This window comes from Spirosoma litoris, from assembly GCF_054776755.1.
Genome location: NZ_BAAHBI010000006.1, coordinates 1 through 25,222 on the forward strand (window position 1 = coordinate 1; position 25,222 = coordinate 25,222).

At 46.2% G+C, this 25,222-nt stretch carries 21 protein-coding genes and 1 tRNA gene; 12 read left to right on the forward strand and 10 right to left on the reverse strand.

Going from position 1 to position 25,222, the window contains the following annotated elements; all coding sequences use genetic code 11:
- Positions 1-635: 635 nt before the first annotated feature.
- Both ACYVGR_RS03655 and ACYVGR_RS03660 read left to right on the forward strand, forming a co-directional pair.
- Positions 636-1,862 (forward strand): metallophosphoesterase family protein, encoded by a 1,227-nt coding sequence (locus ACYVGR_RS03655; protein WP_460953922.1) that lies wholly within the window; start codon positions 636-638, stop codon positions 1,860-1,862.
- Positions 1,859-4,969, forward strand: coding sequence for an SbcC/MukB-like Walker B domain-containing protein (locus ACYVGR_RS03660; protein ID WP_460953923.1), 3,111 nt, complete (start codon positions 1,859-1,861; stop codon positions 4,967-4,969). Before ACYVGR_RS03655 ends, ACYVGR_RS03660 begins: the two co-directional genes overlap by 4 nt.
- A 36-nt stretch (positions 4,970-5,005) precedes the next feature.
- Here the strand turns inward: ACYVGR_RS03660 and ACYVGR_RS03665 are convergent, their stop codons facing one another.
- Positions 5,006-5,746: a nuclear transport factor 2 family protein gene (locus ACYVGR_RS03665; protein WP_460953924.1), complete on the reverse strand. Its 741-nt coding sequence runs from the start codon at positions 5,744-5,746 to the stop codon at positions 5,006-5,008.
- Between the two features lie 336 nt (positions 5,747-6,082).
- Here ACYVGR_RS03665 and ACYVGR_RS03670 point away from each other — a divergent pair, with 336 nt between their 5' ends.
- A complete protein-coding gene (locus ACYVGR_RS03670; protein WP_460953925.1) occupies positions 6,083-7,105 on the forward strand; it encodes an alkaline phosphatase D family protein in 1,023 nt (340 codons plus the stop codon).
- 108 nt (positions 7,106-7,213) lie between these two features.
- Here ACYVGR_RS03670 and ACYVGR_RS03675 read toward each other — a convergent pair whose 3' ends face one another.
- The 3 genes from ACYVGR_RS03675 to ACYVGR_RS03685 all read right to left on the reverse strand — a co-directional run bounded on the left by ACYVGR_RS03675 (position 7,214) and on the right by ACYVGR_RS03685 (position 10,578).
- Complete coding sequence (locus tag ACYVGR_RS03675; protein WP_460953926.1) at positions 7,214-8,029, reverse strand: enoyl-ACP reductase FabI; 816 nt, start codon at positions 8,027-8,029, stop codon at positions 7,214-7,216.
- A gap of 93 nt (positions 8,030-8,122) precedes the next feature.
- Positions 8,123-9,160: an alpha/beta hydrolase gene (locus ACYVGR_RS03680; protein WP_460953927.1), complete on the reverse strand. Its 1,038-nt coding sequence runs from the start codon at positions 9,158-9,160 to the stop codon at positions 8,123-8,125.
- Positions 9,157-10,578 (reverse strand): methyltransferase RsmF C-terminal domain-like protein, encoded by a 1,422-nt coding sequence (locus tag ACYVGR_RS03685; RefSeq protein WP_460953928.1) that lies wholly within the window; start codon positions 10,576-10,578, stop codon positions 9,157-9,159. Before ACYVGR_RS03685 ends, ACYVGR_RS03680 begins: the two co-directional genes overlap by 4 nt.
- Positions 10,579-10,625: 47 nt before the next feature.
- Here ACYVGR_RS03685 and ACYVGR_RS03690 point away from each other — a divergent pair, with 47 nt between their 5' ends.
- From ACYVGR_RS03690 to ACYVGR_RS03700, 3 genes are all read left to right on the forward strand, one after another.
- Positions 10,626-11,138 (forward strand): KdsC family phosphatase, encoded by a 513-nt coding sequence (locus ACYVGR_RS03690; protein WP_460953929.1) that lies wholly within the window; start codon positions 10,626-10,628, stop codon positions 11,136-11,138.
- Between the two features lie 89 nt (positions 11,139-11,227).
- Positions 11,228-12,499: an adenosylmethionine--8-amino-7-oxononanoate transaminase gene (gene bioA / locus ACYVGR_RS03695; RefSeq protein ID WP_460953930.1), complete on the forward strand. Its 1,272-nt coding sequence runs from the start codon at positions 11,228-11,230 to the stop codon at positions 12,497-12,499.
- A gap of 54 nt (positions 12,500-12,553) precedes the next feature.
- Positions 12,554-12,626 (forward strand) — tRNA-Gly (locus tag ACYVGR_RS03700).
- 507 nt (positions 12,627-13,133) lie between these two features.
- On the opposite strand, the gene ACYVGR_RS03705 is transcribed toward ACYVGR_RS03700, so the two are convergent.
- From ACYVGR_RS03705 to ACYVGR_RS03730, 6 genes are all read right to left on the reverse strand, one after another.
- Entirely contained in the window at positions 13,134-13,544 is a 411-nt protein-coding gene (locus ACYVGR_RS03705) for a hypothetical protein (protein ID WP_460953931.1), read from the reverse strand.
- Between the two features lie 724 nt (positions 13,545-14,268).
- Positions 14,269-14,712, reverse strand: coding sequence for a DUF1810 domain-containing protein (locus ACYVGR_RS03710; RefSeq protein WP_460953932.1), 444 nt, complete (start codon positions 14,710-14,712; stop codon positions 14,269-14,271).
- Positions 14,713-14,915: 203 nt separating this feature from the next.
- The gene (locus ACYVGR_RS03715) at positions 14,916-16,355 is read right to left on the reverse strand and encodes a cell division protein ZapB (protein WP_460953933.1); all 1,440 of its coding nucleotides are present in this window, start codon (positions 16,353-16,355) and stop codon (positions 14,916-14,918) included.
- 216 nt (positions 16,356-16,571) lie between these two features.
- A complete protein-coding gene (locus tag ACYVGR_RS03720) occupies positions 16,572-16,703 on the reverse strand; it encodes a hypothetical protein (RefSeq protein WP_460953934.1) in 132 nt (43 codons plus the stop codon).
- Entirely contained in the window at positions 16,693-17,073 is a 381-nt protein-coding gene (locus ACYVGR_RS03725) for a hypothetical protein (RefSeq protein WP_460953935.1), read from the reverse strand. Before ACYVGR_RS03725 ends, ACYVGR_RS03720 begins: the two co-directional genes overlap by 11 nt.
- A 7-nt stretch (positions 17,074-17,080) precedes the next feature.
- Complete coding sequence (locus ACYVGR_RS03730) at positions 17,081-17,329, reverse strand: hypothetical protein (RefSeq protein ID WP_460953936.1); 249 nt, start codon at positions 17,327-17,329, stop codon at positions 17,081-17,083.
- Positions 17,330-17,698: 369 nt separating this feature from the next.
- Here ACYVGR_RS03730 and ACYVGR_RS03735 point away from each other — a divergent pair, with 369 nt between their 5' ends.
- From ACYVGR_RS03735 to ACYVGR_RS03760, 6 genes are all read left to right on the forward strand, one after another.
- Complete coding sequence (locus ACYVGR_RS03735) at positions 17,699-19,030, forward strand: MFS transporter (RefSeq protein ID WP_460953937.1); 1,332 nt, start codon at positions 17,699-17,701, stop codon at positions 19,028-19,030.
- Between the two features lie 562 nt (positions 19,031-19,592).
- On the forward strand, positions 19,593-20,198 hold the full coding sequence (locus ACYVGR_RS03740; protein ID WP_460953938.1) for a hypothetical protein: 606 nt from the start codon (positions 19,593-19,595) through the stop codon (positions 20,196-20,198).
- Between the two features lie 35 nt (positions 20,199-20,233).
- Positions 20,234-20,521, forward strand: a complete 288-nt coding sequence (locus ACYVGR_RS03745) for a hypothetical protein (protein WP_460953939.1) — start codon at positions 20,234-20,236, stop codon at positions 20,519-20,521.
- A gap of 294 nt (positions 20,522-20,815) precedes the next feature.
- Positions 20,816-21,229 (forward strand): hypothetical protein, encoded by a 414-nt coding sequence (locus ACYVGR_RS03750; protein WP_460953940.1) that lies wholly within the window; start codon positions 20,816-20,818, stop codon positions 21,227-21,229.
- Between the two features lie 335 nt (positions 21,230-21,564).
- Positions 21,565-21,978, forward strand: a complete 414-nt coding sequence (locus ACYVGR_RS03755; protein WP_460953941.1) for a response regulator — start codon at positions 21,565-21,567, stop codon at positions 21,976-21,978.
- A 711-nt stretch (positions 21,979-22,689) separates the two neighbouring features.
- Positions 22,690-25,200 (forward strand): PAS domain-containing sensor histidine kinase, encoded by a 2,511-nt coding sequence (locus ACYVGR_RS03760; protein WP_460953942.1) that lies wholly within the window; start codon positions 22,690-22,692, stop codon positions 25,198-25,200.
- Positions 25,201-25,222: the final 22 nt, after the last annotated feature.

Consider the following 25,222-nt stretch of genomic DNA (forward strand, 5'->3'; position numbering starts at 1 on the left):
GTCAAAGAACTGTGCGCCTGGCCCGTTGGCCGAAGCGTGGTTGAGAAGTGATTTAAAAACCTTAAACCGTGTCTCGTTGTTTGGGAGTGCAAAGGTACGCCTTATTTCCCGTTTGTCAAGTAAAATCGAAATTATTTTTTAACTTATTTTTTCGATCTTTTTCACTTAACTGATTGACTTCAAAAGACTTAACCCTCTTTTCATCAATCGTTCCCGTCATTTGGGAGTGCAAAGGTACGAGACTTATTTTTGTTTGTCAAGTAAATCTGAAAATAAATTTTTGCGATTGATTTTCAGCGAGTTGCACTTAATGAGTTGATTTCGAGTAGCTTGCGCTGTTGTTCTCAACTCATTTCCCTGATTTGGGACTGCAAAGGTAGGGTGATTTTACCCCTTTGTCAAGCCCCTAGTCCAAAATAAATGGGAGCCCCACCAAACATTATTTGGTAAGACCCCCAGCCTCAACCACTTACACACTACAAAATTTCTATATTTTTTTTCAAACAATCATTCCAAAGCGGTTCAAATCGACCTAAACGACCTTTGGGAAACGTATTTTTAGCCTTAATACGGGGCATATAAACTATATTGCATCTCTCTTTTACATTCTATTATAGGGTGTAATTCTCTAGACAATGAAAATACTACATACTGCCGATTGGCATTTGGGTAAGCGGCTACAGGATTTCCAGCGTATCAAAGAACAACAGGATGTACTGGCAGAAATTGTTCAGATAGCCGATCAGGAAGATGTGGACCTGGTATTAGTAGCTGGCGATTTGTTTGACACCTTCAATCCTGACCCACAAGCGGAGGATCTATTATATAGTACGTTAAAAAAATTAACAGCGAATGGTTGCCGAACAGTGGTAGCTATTGCGGGTAATCACGATAATCCAGACCGACTTGAAGCGCAAGATCATTTTGGCCGGGAGTGTGGGATTATTTTCGCGGGGTTTCCCAAAACCGAATTCCAATCGCATGAACTAAGCTGTGAAGCGAAAGTGCTTCAAACAGCACCGGGCTTTATCGAACTGAAACTTCCCCGACATGATGCGCCCGTTCGTTTGATTCTGACTCCTTATGCCAATGAGAACCGGATGCGTTCCTACTTCGGTATGACTGACCTTGATGATGAGCTCCGGCTAACGTTACAGGGACATTGGTCAACGCTAGCCAATAACTATATGGATACAAATGGGGTCAACTTATTAGTTGCCCATTTATTTGTTATGAAACGGGGTGGCGAACAACCTGAAGAATCGGACGATGAGCGGAGCATATTACAGATTGGTGGCGCATCGATGATCTATACTGATATGATTCCTCCGCAAATACAATATACGGCTTTAGGTCATCTACATCGCTATCAACAAATGGGAGGTGGTCCTTGCCCAATCGTATATAGTAGTAGCCCGCTGGCCTATAGTTTTGCGGAAGCTGATCAACAAAAATATGTTGTTTTGATTGACGCTGAACCTAACCAGGCAGTGAACGTTACGCCGATCCCCCTCAAAACAGGCAAACGCCTTCTTCGCCCACGTTTTAAGCTCGTTACAGAAGCCGTTGAGTGGCTTCAGGAAAATCCGAACTGTTTCGCGGAAATTACCCTGCAAACCACAACGTATCTGACCAGCGAGGAACGTCGGCAGCTTCAGCAGGCGCATGAGTCGTTAGTGACCATTATTCCTGATGTACGTATTGTAGATGAGCCGGAGCAGGAAACGACACCTGCTATCGATCTTACGCAGAGTATGGAAACTCTATTTACGAATTATTTCAAGAGTCGAAACAAAGGGCAAGAGCCTAATAGCCGCTTACAGCAATTGTTTCGGGAGATTTTAGCAACTGAACCTGAATGATACCTATTAAATTATCCATTCAAGGTCTCTATTCATATCAGGATCTTCAGGAAATTGACTTTCAGAAACTGACCGGATCGAGTGTGTTTGGCATTTTCGGGAAAGTGGGCAGCGGTAAAACGTCGCTGCTGGAAGCGATCAGCTTTGCTTTATATGGTAAAACGGAGCGTTTGAACGATCAGGACAAACGAGCCTATAATATGATGAACCTGAAGTCGAGACATTTGCTTATCGACTTCGAATTTCAGGCAGGCCCCGATCAGCATATATACAAGTTCACATACGAAGCGAAACGGCATCCGAAAAAGCACCACGAGATTGGCCCTGGCGAACGGCGAATGTTTATCCGTCAGGAAAACGACTGGCATCCAATCGGAAATGAAAAGGAGGATATTTCGGTACTGTCGAAGCAGATTCTGGGCCTGGACTACGAGAATTTCAAGCGTACGATTATCATTCCTCAGAATCAGTTTCGCGAATTTCTGGAGCTTAGTCCCACTGAGCGGACTAAGATGATGAATCAGCTATTCAAACTGGAACAGTACGATCTGGCTGGACGGATCGGGAAACTAAGCAAAGCTAATGATGATCAACTAGCCGAACTTCGCGGATTATTAAGTCCCCTGGAAGCTGTTACGCCTGAGGCTATCACACACGCCGAGGCAAATATTGCCTCCAGCATGGATGCTGTTCGAGCAAAGGAACTAGAAATAGAGCAGTTGGAACCCAACGAACAACAGCTGTTGCATTCGCAAGCCCAAAGCCAGAAGCTGGCAAACGTGCAACGAGAATTAGCAAGTTTGCAAACACTGGAAATCAATTATAATCAGCTCCGACAGACGATTGCCTTATATGAAACATGTCGACTTGTGTTTCAGGCCGATTTGATAGCGCTTCGAAAATTGCAGGACAAGCAAACTGGCCTGATTGACGCGAAAACTAAAGCAACTAAACAGTTTGCCTTAACAGAGAGTCGGTTAGTCAGTGTTCAGTCGGTTTATGAGGCTACGAAAAAAGCCTATGAAAGTCGAGGCCAGTTGCAACAACAGATCGATGAGTTAGACACGGTCCAGCAGTTACGAACGTTGCAGGAATCGATTGAACTCCAGACGCGCAACCGTCAACAACTAGCGACTCGAATTGAACGACAAAAGAAAGAGTGTGATAGTCAAAAAACACAGCGTCAAACGTATCAGACCCAGGTTGACCGCTTGCTTGGACAACCCTCCCAACTAGAACGTCTGTATCAGGCAGAAAAATGGTTTGCCGTTTATAAGCCGCTGAAAAAGCAGGCTGATGACTTCCAGAAACAGTTAGTTGAGTACGAAACAGCGATTGAGCAGATCAAACAGCAAAAAGACCAGGCGCTGACAGGTTTCCCTGAAGAATGGGCCTCGTTTACCTTGAAAACATTGCCAGCGCAGATTGATACCGCGTTGGAACAACTAAAAGGCATTCGTAAAGACCGCGAAAAGGTTTATCAACAGGCATTCGTAAAACAGGAACTAGCGCATTTTGCCGATTCACTAACTGATGGCGCCCCCTGCCCTCTTTGCGGTTCCGAGCACCATCCAGCCCGGCACGAGGCTATTCAGAACAAGTCGAAGGTAGATCTTATCCAGCAGGAAGTATCCAAAAGCGAAGCAGCACTGAGCAAAGTAAATCAGCGCATTGATGATACGACTGCGTTACGATTGCTCATCGAAGGATTAGCCAAAGATCTTCGAACGGCTTTAGATAACAGCAAACGGCTTATCCAGGAACGCACCGAAATAGTCCGTCAACTAACCGAACACGAAGATCAGTTCATTTGGCATGAGTTCGACAAAAACCAGGAAGACGATCTGACGGGTACGATTCGTCGGGAAAGCGAACAGCAAAAGCAACTTCAGGATGGACAAAAGATCGTTCGTGAATTGAGCAGGCAAATCGAGGATATCGAAACAGTATTGCGCGATGAGGAAAAAAAGCTGAATGAGTTCAATACAGCGATTGCCGGTCTGAGTGGCCAATTGAAACGGGAAGTTGAATCCCTCGCTTATTACCGTCTTTCTGAGGTTGAGAAGTGGGATTTACGCCAGATTAGTGATTTGCGAAGCGCGCTCAATCGAGCCTACGAGCAAACGAAGACCAATTTTGACGAAGCCGATAAGCAGAAATCGGACGTCGAGAAATCGCGGGCAACGTTGGCGGAACAACTTCAGCAACTGAACAAGCAGTTGACAGACCAGGAAACGGAAATTCAGGCGGTAGAATTGACCCTTGCTCAAAATCTGGCCAAGGAATCTATGACTCGTGAAGTCGTTGAACAAGTGCTGCAAAGTAATCTGGACATCGATCAGGAGAAACAGCGCATTCGTGAATTTGACAAAAAACGGGCTGGTCTGGAGAAGCAAATAGCCGATTTGGAAATCGATCTGGCCAAACACCCATTTGATCCCACTGCTCTGGCGACTGTACAAAGCCAGCTTAAGTTATTGCGGGAACAAAAAGACGGCTTAAATAAAGAGTTCGGGCGACTAGCCAATGTGCTGGCAACTCTAAAACAGCAATGGACTCAGAAACAGGAGCATCAGAAACGATATGATGCGTTAGATCTTCGTAAGCAGGATTTAAAAAAAATGGACGAGTTGTTTCGGGCGCAGGGCTTTGTCAACTATGTTTCGTCGGTTTATTTGAAAAACCTCTGCGAATCGGCCAATGATCGTTTCTTCAAGTTGACCAATAGTCAACTGAAGCTTGAATTAGACGAAAAAAACAATTTTCAGGTACGAGACTACCTCAACGGGGGCGAAACCCGGAGTGTAAAAACGCTGTCGGGTGGGCAAACCTTTCAGGCGGCTTTATCGCTGGCGCTGGCGCTGTCTGACAATATTCAACATTTGACCAAAGCGAAGCAGAATCTATTTTTTCTGGACGAAGGGTTTGGCACCCTGGACAAAGATTCGCTGCAAACGGTCTTCAAAACCCTAAAGGCATTACGCGCTGAAAATCGGGTAGTGGGGATTATTTCGCACGTTGAAGAGCTACAACAGGAAGTGGATACATACATCCGTGCCGAAGCCTCGGAGAATGGGAGCCTTATTAGGCGGAGTTGGGAAGAGTAGAGGACTGGCGCGGGTGAAGACCCGCGCCAGTTCTACCTACAAACTAATCTGCTTCACGCCCCACATCTCTACTACTTTCCCATCATTCAGACGGAAAATAGTATAGACTGTGGCCGCCTTTGAACCTACTTTCCCCGCTGCCTGCACGACTACAAAATCACCTTCGCCAATAACATGGGCTACTTTCTCTACGATAAATTGATCCGGTGTCTGGTGGAAAAAAGCTGCTAATCCAGCGATGCCATTTTCAATTTCAGGAATGTGCTGGATTAGGTTAGCGTCAACAAAATCGGGAAGTGCTTCTAGTTGGCGCTTGCTATAAACCTTTTCAAAGAACTCCGACACCAAGGCTTTGTTGTTTGCTACCTGCCCATTATCCTCAATCGGCAATGGGCCGTCCATCATGGCGTTTCCGTTTCGGGTTGTTTGGGGCTGATCTTCAATAGCGTCCCAATGCTCGGTTACTTGCCCATTCCGAAACTTGAACAAGTCAACTACGATCTTCTGCTTATCACCCCACCCGAAACTCATATTTGTTACAACATAGTCCCCTTCGGCAATTAGGCGTAGAAAAGGCGTTGAGGTACTTGCCGGTTTCGGCATTTGCTTCATATAGGTTAATGCTTCCAGAAGCCCCGCTTTTCCTGGTTTAACCATTGGACTATGCTGAATGTAATCGTCTGCTATTATTTGTTTCGCAAAATCAAGGTCGCCCTGACTAACTGCCCGGCGATAGAAATCGCGGATAATGGATTTATTGATTGCTTCTTGTCGCATGATCTGCTTGTTTGTACTAATCGTTTTGGAACACGATAAAATAAGGGCGATACCTAAGCATAGGAAGCCCAAGATGAAACGATAAAATTTCATCGGTAGAGAATTATTAGGATTGAGAAATGACCTAAAACCCATCCTAGGAATAGGACGAATCAGCGCTGCGCAGTGCTGGGCAGCCTATACCGAAAAGCGTATCCAAACTGATAGGAGCTTTCGGCGCGGGTCAGTGATAGGTGATGATAATCTTCAGGGTGGTAAAGTTATCAAATCTTTAATTACTCCTGGAAACGGCAACGCTTTTTTACTTTTACCGAATTAATCATCAAACTCATTCCAATGAAAAAACTTATTACGCTTTTCCTCTTCAATTGCATTGTACTAACCGGATGCCGCACCCCTAAATCAGGAACCGTTACTTCGTCAACTCAGAAACCTATTTCAACCATTGCCTTCGGGTCGTGTAGCGATCAAAAACGTCCTCAACCACTCTGGGATGATATTGTGGCGCAAAAACCCGATCTCTGGATTTGGCTGGGCGACAATATTTATGGCGATTCGGAAAGCATGGATACCCTTCGGGCTAAATATACGCGTCAAAAATCGAACCCAGTTTATCAGCAATTACGGCAATCGGCCCCGATCATTGGCGTTTGGGATGACCACGATTACGGTGTTAATGATGGTGGCAAAGAATATCCTAAACGAAAAGAGAGCCAGCAAGTGATGCTGGATTTTCTGGATGTGCCAGCCAATAGTCCATTACGAACGCAGGCAGGGGCTTACTCCGTGAACACCTATGGCCCAAATGGTCAACGGGTAAAAGTGATTCTGCTGGATGGCCGCTACTTCCGCGATCCATTAAAGAAGGAAAACAAAAAAAACGTGCCCGATCCGTCGGGCGATATGCTGGGTGAAACGCAGTGGAAATGGCTGGAGCAACAATTGACCAATTCTGATGCCGACGTCCACATTATCGGTTGTGGTATTCAATTTCTACCCGAAGAACACGTCTATGAGAAATGGGCCAATTTCCCAACCGCTCGCCAGCGCTTTCTGGATTTGATAAGCAAGACGAAACCCAAAGGCGCCATGCTTATCAGCGGTGACCGGCACATGGCAGAGGTTTCGAAAATAAGTATACCAGGCTTAACTTATGATCTGTACGATATAACCAGCAGTGGTTTGACCCACGTTTCGGCTCCGCACGAAGAAGCGAATCGCCATCGGGTTGGTAAAATGGTTACAGAACTGAACTATGGATTAATTACCATCGACTGGAATGCCAAACCTCTAACGGCTACTGTTCGGATCAACGGCGATAACCAGACGACGTATCTTACTCAGGAGATTAAATTTTGACAAGGAGAAAAGGGGCGAAAGGGAGGAGCGGGAAAAAATGGATACGCATTGCTCAACGCATGTTCCCTTTCTTCCCGCTCCTCCCTTTCGTCCCTTTTCCCCCTGTGTTTATTCCTTCGTAATCAAGGACATTACCTCTTCCGAGATTCCGGTCATAGAGAAACCGCCATCGTGGAACAGGTTTTGCATCGTCACCATACGGGTCAGATCAGAGAAGAGGGAAATCACGTAATCGGCACACTGATCGGCAGTTGCGTTTCCAAGCGGAGCTGTTTTATCAGCAAAGTCAAAGAATTTATCAAACCCGCCAATGCCACTTCCAGCTTTTGTTGGGGTGGGTGATTGGGAAATCGTATTTACACGCACCTTGCGATATTTACCATATTGATAGCCAAAGCTCCGGGCAATTGATTCCAACGCAGCTTTCGCATCGGCCATGTCGCCATAAAATGGAAATGTCCGTTGTGCCGCCATGTAGGTTAAAGCAACAATCGACCCCCATTCATTGATAGCATCCTGCTTATAGGCTGTCTGCATCATTTTGTGGAAAGACAAAGCCGAAATGTCGATACTTTGCTTATACCACTCATAGTTAAGGTCGGTATAGGCTTTTCCTTTCCGCACATTTGGGCTCATGCCAATACTATGCAACACGAAATCCAGTTTACCGCCGAGGATTTCGGTTGATTTGGAAAACAGATTTTCGATGTCTTCAACCGAAGTGGCATCTGCCGGAATAATTTCGGCATTACACTGTTCAGCCAGTTCTTTGATAGCCCCCATGCGCATAGCAATCGGCGCATTGGTCAGCGTAAAAGTGGCTCCTTCTTCTTTCGCTTTTAAAGCGACTTTCCAGGCAATTGAGTTTTCGTCTAAGGCACCCGAGATGATGCCGCGTTTTCCGTTCAGTAATCCGTAAGCCATGTTTTTCTAATGATGAATGATGAATGATGAATGATGACCAACTAGTGTTCCAGTGAATCCCAATCCATTATTCATTAATTGCTCAAAGTTAGGTTATTTTTTTGGGTGAAGGGCTACAGTCGCCGTCGATGCTGGTGCAGATGGTAACTTTAACACATCAGTCATGAATTTCTCAGTGGCCTGATAAACACCTGTTAAGTCTTTCGATGTGAAATGAGAGGCAATTACATGCGCATCTGCATTGGGGAAATCGACTTTCTCTTTTTTATCGGCGGGTGTACCTAATTCGTCGAACATCTCCAGCATGGCGGGTACCGATACGACCTGATCCTGATGCGCGGCATCTTTATAATAATAACCCATAAATACCGGCTGCTTCACTTTCTGAAACTGCTCGGGCGTCATAAATTCATCGAGCATCGTTTGCAGCGTAATCAGGCCGTTTGTATGATACCGAGGCAACCAATATTTAGCCCGTTCATTATCATAATGGCTATTAATGAAGTATTCGCCTTGAAATACCTGATCCAGAATTTGCTTCCCCCAAGGCTTGGTGGCCAGTTTTAAGGCAGGATTAGCCGTTGCAATACAAGGCGAGTACAAGATTAACGCATCAATTTCAGGATGATGCGCAGCCAGATAGAGCGACAGCATGCCTCCTGCCGATGTACCCATGACAATCACTTTTTCGCCCAATGCTTTACCGATCGCCAGTGCCCGTTCGGCAGAGGCCGCATAATTCGATGGTGTAATTTCCTTGAACGCATCCGGTGAACTTATGCCATGCTCTGCTGTACGGGCGAGGTATAAATTACAGCCGAAGTGCCTGGCAATCTGTTTATGAACCGGATCGCCTTCTGCCCAGCTTGCCGAAAAACCCGGAATGTATACGATGCTATAAGGCGTTTTGACTTTATGCAGACTATCGGCCCAAACAATGCGGGCTTCATTATCGGGTCGTAGATTAGATTTCCGCTCTGACTCAGCAATACTTTGTTCCAGCTTCACCAGATCTGAGTCAAGTGTAATCGGCACGTCTTTAATAGGGTCAGAATGAGCCGATGGCCCAAGTAAATAGCCAACCACCATAACTGCCAAGAGCAAGCCTAAAATCAGAAAAAACCGTTTCATACGTATTCTTTTATATCCATCCGAATGCGCCAATCTTTCGGCAAATAGTTATTTACCCGGTTGCCCACGCCTTTTACCCAACCCAGATTCAAGCCATTGTATCTGACTAACAGCCAACCCTTCACTGGTTCATCGAACACCAGATTCTCTTTCTTAAAGTATCGTAACGCGTTTTCTTTACTTAATTCGATACTCGGCAGATTCTGATTAACGGCTGTACTTAGCGCTAACGCATGGGAAGGGATAAAATCCTGTCCTTTAAACTGCCCCATTTCCAGCCCGAAACCTTTATGGCGAATGGCAACATCGAGGAACAGAAACGTTTTTTCCAATGCTTTCGGCAAAGCCATTACATCGCCATTCGGTTTTTCCCAGAACGAAAAATCGGCTGGATTCTGCAGCCATTTCGCTGCCGATGCTGTTTCGCGAGGTCGTAAGGCCCGGATACTGCGGAAGGTTCGCGCATCCAATTTCACCGGAGCCGTAAATGCCGTTTTCTTAAAAACACTAATGAAAAAGCCTTCACCCTTCACCCGATGCGGGTAACATTGATAACCAACAGCCTCTCCCGTTTCGGAGTCACCAGCTTCCCGCTCCACTATATTCCAGTCAGCAGGCAGAATCAAGGGAATATTTCTGAAACCATTTTCGGTCAGAAATCGGACATTCTCCGCGTTTTCAGTATCGTTATAAGTACAAGTGCTATAAATCAGGATACCATCTTTATCCAGTAACGCTGCCGCTGCGGCTAAAATCCGCTTTTGGCGAGCCGAACAAAGTTGCACGTTCGCTTCTGACCACTCTTGTACAGCATCGGGATCTTTTCGAAAAAGTCCTTCACCAGAGCAAGGCGCATCGACGACGACCACATCGAAAAAGCCCGCCAGATTAGCCATGTTTTCTGAATCATGATTGCTAACGACGACATTCGGGTATCCCCATTTATCGAGATTTTCGCGCAGGACCGAAACCCGACTTCGAATTACTTCATTGCAAATCAGTAAACTATCATGATGTAAAACCGAGGCCAGCAAGGTACTTTTCCCGCCCGGCGCAGCACACAAATCCAGAACCCGTAACGGGTGTTTTACATTAACAGTTTGTCGTACTACATCATGGAGCAACATCGACGAAGCCTCCTGAACATAATAAGCACCTGCCTGAAACAGTGGATCGAGTGTAAAATTGGGCCGTTCGGGCAGATAGAATCCAGCAGAACACCAGGGTACAGAAGGTAAGTTGGCTGTTTCATAGCCATTCTTACGTGGATTCAGACGAATGCTTATGGGTGAAGGTCCCATCAATGCAGATTGGAAATCAGGAAATTCCGTTGTCAGTTGCGCCTGCATCTGTGCCTGGAATTCCTGGGGCAATTCAACCTGGGGCGACCCAGTCCAGGACGGGTTTTGATCATTCATGCAGCAAAAATACGGAACTGTCGGGCGGTTTTCACTAAACTTGCAACATGGCAGCAACACAAGAGCGATTTACCCAAATCAAGACCTTCATTTTTGATGTCGATGGTGTTTTGACCGATGGTAGCGTTAATCTATTAGCCTCTGGCGAACGCTTCCGAACGGTACACATCCGCGATACCTATGCAATTGAACAGGCTCTGAAAGCAGGCTTCCGCGTAGCCATTCTGTCTTCATCCAATGCCGATGGCGTTCGTAACTGGCTGACGAACATGGGGGTAAAGGACATCTTCATGGGTGGCCCCTCCGACCAGAAAATCAATGCTTACCTCGGCTACATTGCCCGCGACGGCCTGAACGAATCCGAAATTTTATACATGGGCGACGACCTACCCGATTACTCGATCCTAAGTCGAGCAGGTGTATTCAGTACCTGCCCTTCCGATGCAGTCAGCGAAATAAAGGGTGTTTGTCAATATATATCGCCCAATTCGGGTGGACATTGTGCTGTTCGGGATGTGATTGAGCAGGTAATGAAAGCTCAGGGGAAGTGGGGTGTTTAAACGATTCTGTGGATTCTATTGATTCTTCAGATTCTCTAGTACCCACAGGATCAATTGAATCTAACGAATCAATTGAATCGACGTTATAAATGAACAACTTAGCAGAACGAGATAAGGCTGTTATCTGGCATCCGTTCACACAAATGCAGACGGCGCCAACGCCGATACCCATTGTACGAGGTCAGGGATCAGTAGTATATAGTGCCGACGGTCGTGAATATCTGGATATGATTTCGTCGTGGTGGGTCAATTTACATGGTCATGCGCATCCGTACATTGCACAACGGGTAGCAGAGCAATTGCAAATTCTTGAACACGTCATTTTTGCGGACTTTACCCATCCCACCGCTGTTGAATTAGCCGAGCGATTACTCGCCATTTTACCCCAAAATCAGAGCAGGGTATTTTATTCCGACAATGGCTCAACCGCCGTTGAGGTCGCCCTGAAAATGGCCTTTCAATACTGGTATAATTTGGGCAAACCCCGCCGTAAAGTCATAGCGTTTGAGAACGCTTATCACGGCGATACCTTCGGAGCAATGGCCGTAAGTGGTCGCAGTGCATTCACCGCTCCATTTACCCCGTTCCTGTTCAATGTAGAGTATATACCCGTTCCCATAGCAGGTCAGGAGGAAGCCGTTCTGCAGCGAGCCGCTACACTTTTTACCGATGAAGTAGCTGCTTTTATTGTGGAACCACTAGTACAAGGGTCCGGAGGTATGAATATGTACCAGCCTGCCGCTCTGGACAAGTTGTTTCAACTAGCCCGCCAACATGGTTCGCTCATCATTGCCGACGAAGTGATGACTGGTTTCGGCCGGACGGGACAGTTGTTCGCATCGGATCATTTGCAGGAAAAACCCGATCTCATGTGCTTATCGAAGGGCCTGACTGGCGGAACAATGGCATTAGGGGTAACGACGTGTACGCAAGCCATCTACGATGCTTTTCTGTCGGACGACAAGTTCAAAACGCTTTTCCACGGCCACTCATTTACTGCCAATCCGCTTGCCTGTACGGCAGCTTTGGCCAGTATGGACTTGCTTCTACAGGATGAGACACAGGCAAGTATTCAACGTATTTCCCGAAAACATACTGAATTCACAAAGCAATTAGCGACTTATGCAACAGTTGGCACTATTCGGCAACACGGGACATTACTGGCCTTCGATTTAAAAGCTGGCGAGCAGACATCGTATTTCAATAGTATTCGGGATACAGCCTATAATTTTCTGCTTGAAAACGGTATTCTGATGCGCCCCTTGGGCAATGTTTTATACCTGATGCCCCCTTATTGTACCACAGATGAGCAATTAGAGTATACGTATGTCCAGATAGGCAAACTAGCTCAAACGATCTGACTACCAGCGCTTGACATTTTGATTTTAAAGAATCAACTTTGTTATCGTAATCAAGCGGGAGTAGCTCAGTTGGTAGAGCGGCAGCTTCCCAAGCTGCAGGCCGTGGGTTCGAGACCCATTTCCCGCTCGCCCATAACTAGATGAAAAGTAGCCGGTTAGCTGAAAGGTTGGCCGGCATTTTTTATGAGATTTGGTGAGCGGTTTGCACTACGGTTTGCACACCCTCTAGGCTTCCTCTCCGGCAAGTTATGGTTTGGCTAGTGGTAACTAAGTCCATAAAGCCCAAAAACGGAAGCGTTAAATGGGCGTTTTTGCTTGGTGGTAAAGGTAAGCCCCCTATATGTACTTTACCACTTGGTCAATTAATCAACTCCCTACCAGTGTCAATGTGGGTCGCTTGCGCCATATGGTAAGCCTACCTGTGGGGTATCAGGCTCAGGCAGGTCAGATACGCTATGATGAAGGCGAAGTTTTACAAATGGGATCGGATAGCTATGCAATCTATCAGTCACTACCGAAACTCATAGGCCTTGGATTAACAAGTAGGACCTACTTTCCGGAGATAATATCTAGCATGAGCTTAGTGGCTCGTGTTGGCATTACTCAAAAGTCCTTAGTTATCCGATTGGGATTTTTATTTCTTTACCACCACACTGTAAGTGACAGTAGTGCCTGACTCTACACCGGTCATATTTCCACTCAAGGTGGTATTGTTATCATCGGCAGTGGCACCAAGCGTATAAGTAGTCCCACTGGTATTGGGCTTTAAAGTAAGGTCTAGAATGAGCCCTAAGATCGAGCCCGACACCTTGCCGCTCATTCCGGCCAGATTATAGGTGCCCGCTACCGGATTGCCAACACTGGTAATCGTCAGGCTCAAGGGCTTTATATCCGTGCTGTTGGCTTTATTGGTGGCTGTACCTGTATACGTACCACTCGTGTTAGATTCAGGTTTATCTTCTTCTGGCAACTTACTGCAATTGACCATAACAGCAGCCACTAGGACAACTAAAGGGAAAAAGAGGGGATTTTGTTTGCGATTCATAACCTGTTGGCTTTAAAAGCGCAAATGACAATCAAACCAGGAAACTAGCCTATAGTTAGTGCTAACCATATTGAACAAAAAACGCTGACACTTGTCCCGTTTCCTCACAACGCGCAACTGTGCACTTGGCTCTGTGGTAGTACTGCCATTAGTAGGCAGAGTTGTATTAATTCAGCCGTTATCTGCTAGATAGCGGTTGATTTCATTAAAAACGCCAGTCCCATCGAGACTGGCATTTCCGTTTCTATCCACACCAACCCGCATAGGAGCGGGTTTCGGGGCAAAGATAAATGACTATTGCTCCAATGTCATTGCAAACAGCACTTGCAATACTAGAGGTGGTATCATCCACACTGTTTTATTACAAAATAAAGCACTCGTGTACCCTACAAAAGTCTCATAGATACAGAAGCCGGGTTATTTCCTCCCATTCCTCCCGAAACGTGCTAAAAAGAGGCTTTTCGTTGCAGAAGTACTTTGCCTACGTCTACAGAAAGCCCCCTATACCCCCTTTTTCAGAACTTACCCACAGCTATTCCCAATCCCTGTGGATAAAAAATCATAAAAAGGCAAAACTGGAGCCTTCAAACTTAGCTTCAGTCGGTAAAGAAACACCAGGGTTTACTCCGTTTTGTCTCTCCGAACGACACTAAAAGGCGAAAATTTCAAAAATCGAGGTCTTGTACAAAAAAGGCCGATTTTTGAGCCGCCAAAGCCATTATTTTCATGTAGCTGAGGTAGTCATATCTTTAACAATCGATAGTGTACGCTGATCGGGAACGCCATTAAAATACTTCAATAAGACCGCTTGAAAAACAGGATCTGCTTGATCCAATAGGCTAAACAGAGTCATACTGGAGTGCAATTTCAAGTCGTCTGGACTTCCCAAAATTTGATTGGCTGATTTTGCATTAAGCTGAATCATTGCGTTCGCTATTTCAATCAGGCGTTTCCCCAATACGGGATGCTCCAAATAATCACGAGCCTCCTGGAGGTCTCTAATAGCGTAGAATCGAGCGGTTTCACTAAGGCCTAACCCAACAATCTGGGGAAAGATATACCACATCCAATGGGATTGCTTTCGGCCGCTGATGATCTCAGCCAAGGCCTTGGCATAGCTGCTATTCTGAGCGTCTAAAAAGCGCTGGAGTTTATGATCTGCTTTCATGTATGTCTGGGGCAGCTTACTATCGCTACTATAGGTTGACTATTTCCTTAACCAGTGAGCATGCCCTGTTGTTGACGCTATAAGTAGCTACAAATAGGCCTTAGTTTTGGCTTCTACTTTGGGGTAAAGAAGGGAAATATTAGCAGGCAAAAAAAGGTGTTTTACAGCCTACATTTTCTACACTTCCTACACCAATGGTCTCATCATTTGCGGTTTAACACCTGCTGTAGCATTTGCTTCAACTGAGCCTGCTCCTGCTTGATGGTCTGTAGTTCCTCGTTTTGCTGCTGATTCGTCTTTTCTAGCTGGATGCTATACAAGGTCAATTCTTCTACTTTCTCCAGAAGGGTAGCGTTCATCTTCACCAAATCAACACCTTCCTTGGCAACCTGTTCGGCCGAAGGCATACCCGGCAAATGCTGGTTGGCATCAATGTACTTCTTTACTTCAGCTAATGATTGCAGATTGTAGCCTGGTGCAAACACCTTATCGCTCCAATCATTGGCATTATTGATGCGTAGCTGATAGCGGGCTTTAACAACGTCTCCTTTATCATTGACCGACAGGAACTGGTCTGTTGACTGAGTGGGTTTACTTTGGCTGGTGAGATTGGTTAGTCGTAAACCACTGGCATCAATTGACTCGCTGACGACTTCCAAACGGGCTGTAGGCGCTGAAGTGCCAATACCAACGTTGGCTTTGTTGCCCAAAATCAGCGCATTACTACTAGCAACTCGGGAGTTTGAGCCGATAGCGGTGGCATTATAAAGTCCATCTTCAGCTTGGCTATTATAGCCCATTAAAACATTGTCATCGCCTATTGTAATGGCTGTGCCGGAGTTCGGACCGATGATGATGTTGTTGCTGCCTTCGGTAAAGTACTGACCTGCCTGAAAGCCAATAATGGTGTTTTTACTTCCAGATTTATTTTTTTCGCCCGCCTGACAACCAACGAATACATTATTATAACCTGTCTTATTGCTAGATCCAGCACCATACCCTAGAAAGCTATTATTTTGGCCCACGGTGTTCGAAAAGCCAGCGGCTAGGCCTAAAAAAACATTTGCGCTACCTGACGTATTGTAGAAACCTGCCGAATAGCCACTAAAAACATTGCCCTGTCCATAATTATTGAAATAACCCGAATTGGTACCGATAAACACATTCTGAACGCCCGTTATAGTTGAGTATCCTGCTGAAGAACCTATAAATGAGTTTTCAGTACCTGTTATGTTTGCATACCCAGCTTTGCTGCCCACAAAGACATTTCTGCTAACGGAGTTGTTATATCCCGCTGAATCACCAATTATTACGTTGTTTTGACCTGATTTGTTGGTGTAGCCAGAGGCAGGTCCTATGAAAATATTACTATAACCTGTAGTATTAGAATAGCCGGATCGGTAGCCGAAAAAGGCGTTAAAGCTACCTTTCAAATTGTTTGTACCCGCTTCAGAACCTAAAAATGAGTTGTAAGCTCCTGATGTGTTATAGTAACCTGATAAGGCCCCAATGAAGGTATTTGAATCGCCTTCCATGTTGGCCAATCCTGAATAAGCTCCCATAAAGGTATTGCTTTGGCCTGACGAATTGTAAGCACCAGAACTAGCCCCAACAAATGTATTTGCCGCAGTGTTGTTTGTCATACCAAAGCCTGCTTGTGAACCTATTACGGTATTTGCTGTACCAGGCGTAGCAGAGACTGGTAAGGTAGCTATGTAATTTGACTGAGCAAATGACTGATTTAGGACGAGTTGAGAAAAAAAGAGGATGGCAAAGAGGTGTTTCATTAGCAGAAGAATGCTTTTAATTGGTTGGTGAGTAAAAGTCATTGTAGCAGAAATCATACCATGACCTGTTGACTATTCACCTATAGTTTTCACAACTTCTTTATTTTTGCTTAAAGCCGCAAGCAACAAAAACACCAGCCCCAACCAGAGCCAGCGTTTGTTTATTTCGATACTAAACCCGGTTACATTTAATTCAGCCATCATTAATGAACTCGGCCGAGAAGGCTACCTCATACTGTACTAATCGCTCGATGAGGAGTTCCATTTTCTCTGATAGAAGAGCGGCCTTCTGTTCTAGCAAGGTTGCTTTCTCATCTAGCTGCCGGTAGAGCTTATCTGCGATGTAGCATTGCTTGTTACTGCACGTTACTAGTTCACGCTGTACGGTCACTAAGTCCTGAAGTTCTTCCACCCATTGCCAGAGCGTTTCGAAGTCGTAGTAATCACGGGGATAGGAAGCATAAGTAACTTTTGAAAGCTGATCTCCGTGTCGTTTGGCGCGATCTGGCTGCACATCTAGCCGCCGACAGATCATAAAGTCATTATACAAATCCTGTAAGGTAAACTTGCCCATTAATGAATTAGTCCTTTGGCTCGAAGAAGCGCCTGAGCCTGCATGTCATTCTGTTACGAGCCGCATTGACAGCTGCCATTAAGGTATCCCCATCTAAAAGTTGATAATCCTTATTGGCTTCCAGCTTATCAACTAGCTCCCTATTCACGCTCCGAAAAAATTGCAGGTAAGCGCCGAGTTGCTCGTTGAGCAGCCAGGATGCTTCGGGCATTTTAGCCTGTTTGCGCCCGTCCCAGACCGAGCGAAACGTAAACATACCAGTTGAGTAGAGGCCGTACTTGATCTCGTTTAGGGTAAAATAGATTAGGATTCTGCTGTCATAGGCGGGTTTACCGGCCGGCGTACTCTACAGACTTTATACATATGAGTGGGTTTAGAAGTCCTGGTGCTATTGGTGCCGGGCCTTTTTGTTTGAGCCTATAGCAATAGAGAACTCCTAGTAGGGGCAATCCTATCCTCAAAATGCCATACAAATAGGGTCATTTTAAGTAGAAAGCTAGGGCTAATCACGGGCCCTAAAGCCTACAACCCAACTCTCAAAACATTATTCCTAAGCAAAGAGTCTTACTGGCCACTTACTAACCCGGCTGAATCAGATCGTATAACTGCCTGGTGTAAACCCGTTATGCCTACAGCTTCTGCCTTTCCGCTGGTACTTTCCCAGAATCGCTCATTACGTTACGGCGTTTTCTTTTACCTGTATATCATGCAGGGCATTCCGGCTGGTTTTTCGCTCACCGCCTTAGCCAATTATTTAACCGCCGAAGGGGTTAAGTCATCATCCGTAGGTTCGTTTGCGGCACTAGTGGGGCTACCCTGGGCGTTTCAATTTGTCTGGGGGCCTTTGATTGATCGCTACCAACGCTCGTCAATGGGGCGTCGGAAACCGTGGGTACTAGGTGCTCAACTATTGGCGCTACTGGCCTCAATTGCTCTGCTCTTCATTCACAATCCCCTAACCCAGCTTCAGACACTAGGGGGCTGCTTCCTGGTCCACAGCATCTTTGCTGCCATACAGGATGCAAGCGTTGATGCCATGGCCATTTCGGTCATTCCTGATCAGGAACGGGGACGCGCAAACGCGTTCATGCGGGCAGGCTTTCTGCTAGGTACCGGCGTAGGAGCTGCCGTTTTTGCGCAGATTCTGCGGAGATACGGTTTCTTTGAGGCAGCACTAACCCAAACGCTCTGCCTACTAACTCTAACCCTATTGACTTGTTTCATCCGGGAGCATCCTGAGGATCGGCTTTCCCCCTTTTCGAATCGTCGAGAATCTTTATTCCCAGCTACTGAGGGAAAAAAAACGGGTCCCAATCATACCTTCAGTTGGCTGTTTTCCGAATTATTGAAAGGCATTTTCGCCAAACGAAGCTTATTATTATTTGGCGGGGTGGTAGCCACTTATGTAAGCATAAGTCTGTTTTTGAGATCCTACAATTATCACCTAATTCACAAGCTGGGCTGGGCCGACACATCCGTGTCCATTCTTACTGGTACCTACGGTATGCTGGTTGCCACCAGTGTCGCCCTCCTGGGAGGCTATCTGGCTGACCGAATCGGCCCCCGTCGTTTACTGGTTTTTGTTTTAGCGCTTATCGCAACCTATCTGCTTGTATTTAACCTCTTGGAGCCCACCTGGAGCAATCGGACGGTTGCCCAAACTGGCCTGGTCGCCTTGTATTTTATGGACCCTAGTCTAAGTGTGGCAGCTATACCTCTGCTCATGTCTATCTGTCGGCCTGGGGTGGAAGGATCACAGTTCACCACCTACATGGCATTTATAAATTTGTCGGACATTGCCGGATCGTTTTTGGCGGGACAGGCATTAGTTTATGTTCAGGCACCCACAATTGGCTTACTGGCCGGTGGCTTAGCCGTGGTGGCCCTGCTACTTACCGAGTTGGTTTTACGGCGCTATAAAGATTTATCAACAGTCCTAAAAGTCGAAAAAATTTAGCGCCGACAAACTTCTATTCTTGATAAAAAAGGAACGTTCGTTACATCAGTCAGGTTTTTCCAAACTTGCCGGATCAGGACAGGGTGAATGCCTGTTCTCTTTTGCCAGGTAAGTGATAGTCTATAAATGGGTGACTTTCTGATGCTGTGGGAGTTAAGTTATTTATTGCCAAATTAATTCAAAAAACAGCGAATAAGTTACCAATAGCTCCATTTCTTCAACTATATTAGCTCCGATTGCAGGTCTATATCTAGTAGCCTGCAAGTTCTTATGGGTTAGATGTAAACGTTGGTGCTCCTGGTGCCAACGTTTTTTATGTGTCTAAAATACACTTTTACCGTCTAAAGAATACCAACGTGAGATTTAACCCATAAGAGCACGTTCATCAAAGAAAAATATTGACCCTGTCCGCTTAAGGATGGGGTTATTTTTTTGAGAAAGCCGATCTAATAGACCTATTTTCGCCCAAATCCCTATGGATATTACAACTACAGGGTAACTTAGAGCTACTCAACATATATGATTTAGCCAACATTTATACCTGTTCGTTGCTTTTAGGGGTATGACTACCCAAACCACCCCAACCACCGGCCTCTCGCTCAATGATTCCAGCGGACGCCAGCAACTGCAAGCCACCCTATCGGACTACGTTACGTTTCTGCGTCGACAACCAGCCGTCTGTGGCACGCCCGAACAACAGGAAGCACTCATCAAACACGTTGCTCAGGGTCATGATTTGATCAAGCTTGTAACGGCTGAGCGGCTCAAGATTACTCGTCAACTCGACCAGCAAAAACATGAATGGATTGAACTGGAAAAGGAAATGACGGCGCCCATTCTGGCCGCGATGCAACCCCTGAAAGATGCTGTTGAGCATTATAACCGGGAGCTATTACGAGTGAGGGAACATCAGCAGGCTGAAGCCACCCAGCAAGCCTCATTGGCCCAATCCGGCGAGACGAACTGGCTTACGCCGGAAGTCGCCTTAATCACTAAACCTAAAGGCGTACAGATGAGGTGGACTTTTGAAATCGTAGATCCCAATCAAGTGCCGAACGGCTACTGGATCATTGATGAAGCCGCAATTAAAGCTGATATCGCCAATGGTGCGAGGGATATACCAGGTGTCCGGATTTACGAAGAGGCTATTACCACATATCGCAAATAAGGTAAGGTCCTGTTAGCTATCTCGAAACAAAGACTATGAATGAAGAACTAAAAGACCAACTCGCAGCTGAGCTAAGGGCCTTTAAGGGACTACTCCCAACTACTAGTGCTGACGAGATTACCGAGGCCTATAATCGGATTATAGACATCGTTCAATCCCTGATGCTGACCAATGAAGATCCCGACTCCCATGCACGAGCCTGGAGCCTGCTAAGAGATGATACCTATAAGTGTCTGTCAGAAGTTCAGGAAGGGAAAACACATGCTATTCATGAGCTAAAACACGAAATGGATCAGCTTGGTGAACTACTGTCAATAGCCTAGTGCTTTGGCAAACTAGATTCTAGGGGATTCTATAGATTCTCGGGGCCGCCCGCGCGGTTGGTCCTATTGTGCTGATAATCAAAGACGATAGAATCCAAAGAATCGATAGAAACTAAATTGGACGAGTACTAGTTACGATTAGGCAGTGAACCATTGTCAAAAAATGTTGTCCCATAGCGATTTACTATACATAGTACCATATTCTCATTAATAAGACAGTTTTTTTACCTCTTCTCAATTTCCCCGTGTTAGATGCTTGCCTATCAACTAAATAGGTGTAATCAACTCAAGGTTATGAAAAAGGTAATCATACTCGGGGCCATGCTAGTCGGCATTGCTACCTTCAGCGCACAGGCGCAATCAACGCCTACCACTACCGCTGGTAGTGGTACAGGCAACGGTACGAACGGCTCGGCTGCTCAAAACGGATCAACAGTAGGAACAGGTAGCACTTCAGGAACAGGCTCCATGAATGGCGATCAGACTGGCCAGGGTGGTCGACGCAAATCAGGTCGTTCAGGCTCGATGAATAACGGCTCATCGACGAATGGAATCGGCAATCAGCGTGACAATTCATCAACGGATGCGACAGGCAACTCGATGTCAACTCAGGATGGGACGATGGATAAAGGGTCTTCGCAATCTCAGGGACGTGGTAACCGCAAAGGAAAAATGACGAAGCCTACTACGACGACTTCCTCAAACTAATCAATTTTAGTTCTTAGTGAGTATACTAAATGTCTTTTAAAGGTCGGCTCTAAATTGGAGCCGACCTTTTTTATGAATCATGATACCTACCGCAACGGGTAACCGCCTAACGGCTTAATCCATTATTCACGTTAAATTAAGTAGACATCACTGCTTATCGATTACTTGCAGAATCACGGTCGATATTGGTATCATTGAGTCGGTTGTAAGCAATACCTATAGCCATCAATAGGCGAGCTATTGTTTACACATTCTAAACTAATCCACCTACTGCATTTAGGGTAAATGGATTCTGCCTATTGTTGTATATTCGCCTTCTCCGTAACAACAAACTAATGGATCAATACCCTACTCATGCTGTCTTTATCGCTGATGACGATGAAGATGATCGTTTACTATTAAAATATGCCTTCACTCAACACAGCCCCGAATGTGAGTTGATCTTTGCCGAGGATGGTCTGGCTTTGCTGGATGCGCTGGCTCAATTGACATCAGAACCCTGCTTAATTATCCTGGACTTGAACATGCCTCGACTCAATGGTCTGGAAGCCTTGCAGGTGTTACGCCTTAGCACGCAGTATAAACATACCCCAATTGTGATTCTAACCACCTCAAGTGATGCCACAGATCGTCAGGATGCGTATGCCTTAGGGGCAAATGAGTATCTGATAAAGCCCATTAGTTTAGATTTGCTTGGCCAAATGGTTCTTCATCTTCGCAAAGCCTGGCATCTGGATCAATGCATCTAATCACTAATACAGTCGGATACAGGAATTAGAGATGACTAGTGACAGACTAAGTGTTCTTGCTGCGAGCTGAAAGAATAGGATGATGTGAATAGAATAAACGCTCAGATACGGGTTATTGCGGGTTGGCCGGGTCGTCTGTTGCGATGCCAACACAAAGGCAATTAGTGAAGGAGCTTGGGATAGCTATCGAGTCAGTGTGGATGAGGTAGAGAAATAGCTAGATGATAACTTACAATGGAACGTATTAGTTGATCCTGCTTTAAAGTCTTTTCATTCGATTGTAGCTTTTTCTTTGCCCGTTACCTCACTGCCAATAACCAACAGCCTGGCTTATGAGTAGTGTAAATGATATTTTAGTTTATTACATGCAGCAATCAGCCGCTACCTACTAGGTGGCGGCTGTTTTTATGAAAAACGCCCAAGCCATCAGCCTGAGCGTTTCGTGAAACCACACCGTCGCGCCTAGCGCGAACTAACGTAATACACAAAATAGGGATTAGTGGACTATTGGTTGCTGAGTTTGCAAGACGGCTGTAGCCATATTTATTTTGAAAATGAGCACTCAACTTCGCGGCAAAACCGAAAAAAGTCCGCTGGGTACTTCCTTTTTACCGGTAAGTCGATCAAATACTTCATACTTCTTATTTTTGTCCTCAGTAAACCTTGGCTAGGCCAATCAGCAAACGCCCTATAGCGTCAACAGCTTCCACTTTGGAGACAACTTCTACCCCTAAGCATTACCCTTTTCTACGGGGAAACGGCAAGACGGCAGCCTTCCTCCGGCAGTACGACTGGTCTAAAACCAGCTTAGGCACACCCGACCAATGGCCTTACAGTTTACGGGTCTCCGTTAGTAATCTGCTACAGGCAAGCCTACCCATGTTTGTGTTTTGGGGAGAAGAGCATTATAGCTTCTACAATGACGCGGTGATTCCGAGCCTGGCCCCAGAAAAACATCCGGCCCTTGGTCAATCTGTTCAGGAGCTATGCGGAAAAGATTGGGACTTTATGATCCCCATGCTCAGCAGCGTACGCAAGACGGGTGAGCCCGTTACTAGTCAGGAGGTACCTATACGGCTTGAGCGTCATGGTGTTTGGGAGGAGGTTTATTGGACTTTTTCCTGTAGTCTGATTTTTGATGATCATGGCCAGAATGGTGGAGTATTGGTCAACTGCCAGGATACAACCGAAGCGACCAAAAGCCGACAGCAGGTCCAGTTTCCCGAACAACAGTTTCGGGCCCTGGTGGAACAGGCTCCCATTGCCATAGCTGTCTTCCGGGGCTCTGATCACATTATTGAAACGGCCAACCAGGCTTATCAGCAGCTTGTTGGCCGTCCAGCGGATGAGTTGTTGGGAAAACCTATGTTTGAGGCCATGCCAGAAATTAAGGGAAAGGGCTACGAAGAACTGTTGGCCACTGTCCTCGCTACTGGTGAACCTTTGTACGCGAATGAGTTAAACGCTCCCTTAAAGCGAAAGGGTCAACTTGAACTGGTGTATTTCAATTTCGTCTATCAACCTCTTCGAGCGGTTGATGGGACCATTCGTGGTGTCACCGTGGTCGCTAATGAAATTACCGAACAAGTACTGGCTCGAAAAAAGGTCGAAGAAAGCAGAACCCATCTGGAACTGTTAAGCAATACGGTGCCAGCGATGATCTTTTACCTGGATGACCAGCAGCGCTATCAATACTACAATGATACCTTCCGGCAATGGTTCGGGGTCAATCCGACGGAGGCCATTGGAAAAACGGTACGCGAGTTTATTGGCGAAGCGGCTTATCAAAATGTACTGCCTCATTTAGCCATTGCTTATGGAGGACAACAGGAGCGCTACGAATTGTGGTCTCCCACTCGAATGGGGGAAGGAAGATGGTTGAACATCACCTATACACCTTACAAAAATAAAGAGGAACAGGTACTTGGGTTGATTGTCCATGCTGCCGATATTACCCAGACCAAGCAGCGAGAATTGGCGTTGCGGGACAGTGAAGCGGCTCTGCGGAATGCCATTGAACTGGCGGAATTAGGCACTTGGGCCATTAATGCCCAAACCGGGCAAGTTACGTATTCGGAACGATTACAAACCTGGTTAGGCACCACAGAGGCCGTTTTACAACAGGTCCCTTCTCCCAGTATCCACCCTAAAGACCAGAAGCGAATTAACGTGGCAATCGGGCGGGCGCTTCAAAAAGGGGGCACTGGCCATTTTGATGAGGTATATACCATCTTGCATAGCAAAACGGGGCATGAGCGCATCATTCATGCCAGCGGACAGACCACCTTCGATGCAGATGGCAACGCACTAATTCTGGCGGGTACGGCCCAGGATATCACGATGCAACAAGCCTTGCAGCTGGCGCTGGAAAATGAAGTACAAACCCGGACCGAGGAGTTAGCGGCAACCAACGAAAAACTGGCTGCCAGCCTTGAAGAGTATGCCATGCTGAATGAAGAGTTGGAAGAGGCCAACGGGTTGCTCCTGCGCTCGAATGCCAACCTGCAAACCTTTGCCTATGTAGCTTCCCATGACTTGCAGGAGCCCTTGCGTAAAATCCAGCAGTTCGGTAATCTATTAGCGATGCGGCAGGATGCCTTATCGAGTGAAGAGCAGATGTATATTGAGCGGATGCAGGTTGCGGCCAGCCGAATGTCCACCTTAATCCGGGATCTGTTGAACTTTTCGCGCATTGCCACACAACGAGATGTTAATAAGCCGGTACCGCTGACGGGAACCATTCATCGGGTACTCGCTACACTCGACTTGGTGATTAGTGAAACCAATGCCCAGGTGGAGATAGGCTCTTTACCGACCGTGCAGGGGGATGCGGCTCAATTGGATATGCTGTTTCAGAATCTGTTGAGTAATGCTCTGAAGTTTCGCCGGGCGGACTCGTCCGGACGTTCGATTCCTCCGATCATTCACATTAACGCCCAAACCTTAGGAGCAGACCAGCTCCCGATTTCCGTGAAGCCGGCCTGGGCAACCTCAGCCTATCATCAGATTGACGTGGTCGACAATGGGATCGGTTTCGATGAGAAGTATCTGGACCGCATATTCCAGGTCTTTCAGCGGCTGCATGGCAAGAACGAATTTGCTGGGACCGGTATTGGTCTGGCTATTTGTGAGCGGGTCGTGGCCAATCATGGCGGAGCCATCACGGCTAGCAGTCAGCTTGGTCAAGGAGCCCGGTTCAGCGTGTACCTACCCATTGCTTAGATTCGTTTGTTCAGGACTTATT

What these genes read in the sequence shown, in the direction of transcription:
- ACYVGR_RS03690 (WP_460953929.1), top strand. Translation starts at nt 10,626, where the DNA reads ATGGCAGCAACACAAGAGCGATTTACCCAAATCAAGACCTTCATTTTT.
- ACYVGR_RS03725 (WP_460953935.1), bottom strand. Translation starts at nt 17,073, where the DNA reads ATGGGCAAGTTTACCTTACAGGATTTGTATAATGACTTTATGATCTGT.
- ACYVGR_RS03675 (WP_460953926.1), bottom strand. Translation starts at nt 8,029, where the DNA reads ATGGCTTACGGATTACTGAACGGAAAACGCGGCATCATCTCGGGTGCC.
- ACYVGR_RS03655 (WP_460953922.1), top strand. Translation starts at nt 636, where the DNA reads ATGAAAATACTACATACTGCCGATTGGCATTTGGGTAAGCGGCTACAG.
- ACYVGR_RS03720 (WP_460953934.1), bottom strand. Translation starts at nt 16,703, where the DNA reads ATGATGGCTGAATTAAATGTAACCGGGTTTAGTATCGAAATAAACAAA.
- ACYVGR_RS03685 (WP_460953928.1), bottom strand. Translation starts at nt 10,578, where the DNA reads ATGAATGATCAAAACCCGTCCTGGACTGGGTCGCCCCAGGTTGAATTG.
- ACYVGR_RS03705 (WP_460953931.1), bottom strand. Translation starts at nt 13,544, where the DNA reads ATGAATCGCAAACAAAATCCCCTCTTTTTCCCTTTAGTTGTCCTAGTG.
- ACYVGR_RS03750 (WP_460953940.1), top strand. Translation starts at nt 20,816, where the DNA reads ATGAAAAAGGTAATCATACTCGGGGCCATGCTAGTCGGCATTGCTACC.
- ACYVGR_RS03735 (WP_460953937.1), top strand. Translation starts at nt 17,699, where the DNA reads ATGCCTACAGCTTCTGCCTTTCCGCTGGTACTTTCCCAGAATCGCTCA.
- ACYVGR_RS03740 (WP_460953938.1), top strand. Translation starts at nt 19,593, where the DNA reads ATGACTACCCAAACCACCCCAACCACCGGCCTCTCGCTCAATGATTCC.
- ACYVGR_RS03680 (WP_460953927.1), bottom strand. Translation starts at nt 9,160, where the DNA reads ATGAAACGGTTTTTTCTGATTTTAGGCTTGCTCTTGGCAGTTATGGTG.
- ACYVGR_RS03755 (WP_460953941.1), top strand. Translation starts at nt 21,565, where the DNA reads ATGGATCAATACCCTACTCATGCTGTCTTTATCGCTGATGACGATGAA.
- ACYVGR_RS03665 (WP_460953924.1), bottom strand. Translation starts at nt 5,746, where the DNA reads ATGCGACAAGAAGCAATCAATAAATCCATTATCCGCGATTTCTATCGC.
- ACYVGR_RS03745 (WP_460953939.1), top strand. Translation starts at nt 20,234, where the DNA reads ATGAATGAAGAACTAAAAGACCAACTCGCAGCTGAGCTAAGGGCCTTT.
- ACYVGR_RS03660 (WP_460953923.1), top strand. Translation starts at nt 1,859, where the DNA reads ATGATACCTATTAAATTATCCATTCAAGGTCTCTATTCATATCAGGAT.
- ACYVGR_RS03670 (WP_460953925.1), top strand. Translation starts at nt 6,083, where the DNA reads ATGAAAAAACTTATTACGCTTTTCCTCTTCAATTGCATTGTACTAACC.
- ACYVGR_RS03710 (WP_460953932.1), bottom strand. Translation starts at nt 14,712, where the DNA reads ATGAAAGCAGATCATAAACTCCAGCGCTTTTTAGACGCTCAGAATAGC.
- ACYVGR_RS03715 (WP_460953933.1), bottom strand. Translation starts at nt 16,355, where the DNA reads ATGACAAACAACACTGCGGCAAATACATTTGTTGGGGCTAGTTCTGGT.
- ACYVGR_RS03730 (WP_460953936.1), bottom strand. Translation starts at nt 17,329, where the DNA reads ATGTTTACGTTTCGCTCGGTCTGGGACGGGCGCAAACAGGCTAAAATG.
- bioA (WP_460953930.1), top strand. Translation starts at nt 11,228, where the DNA reads ATGAACAACTTAGCAGAACGAGATAAGGCTGTTATCTGGCATCCGTTC.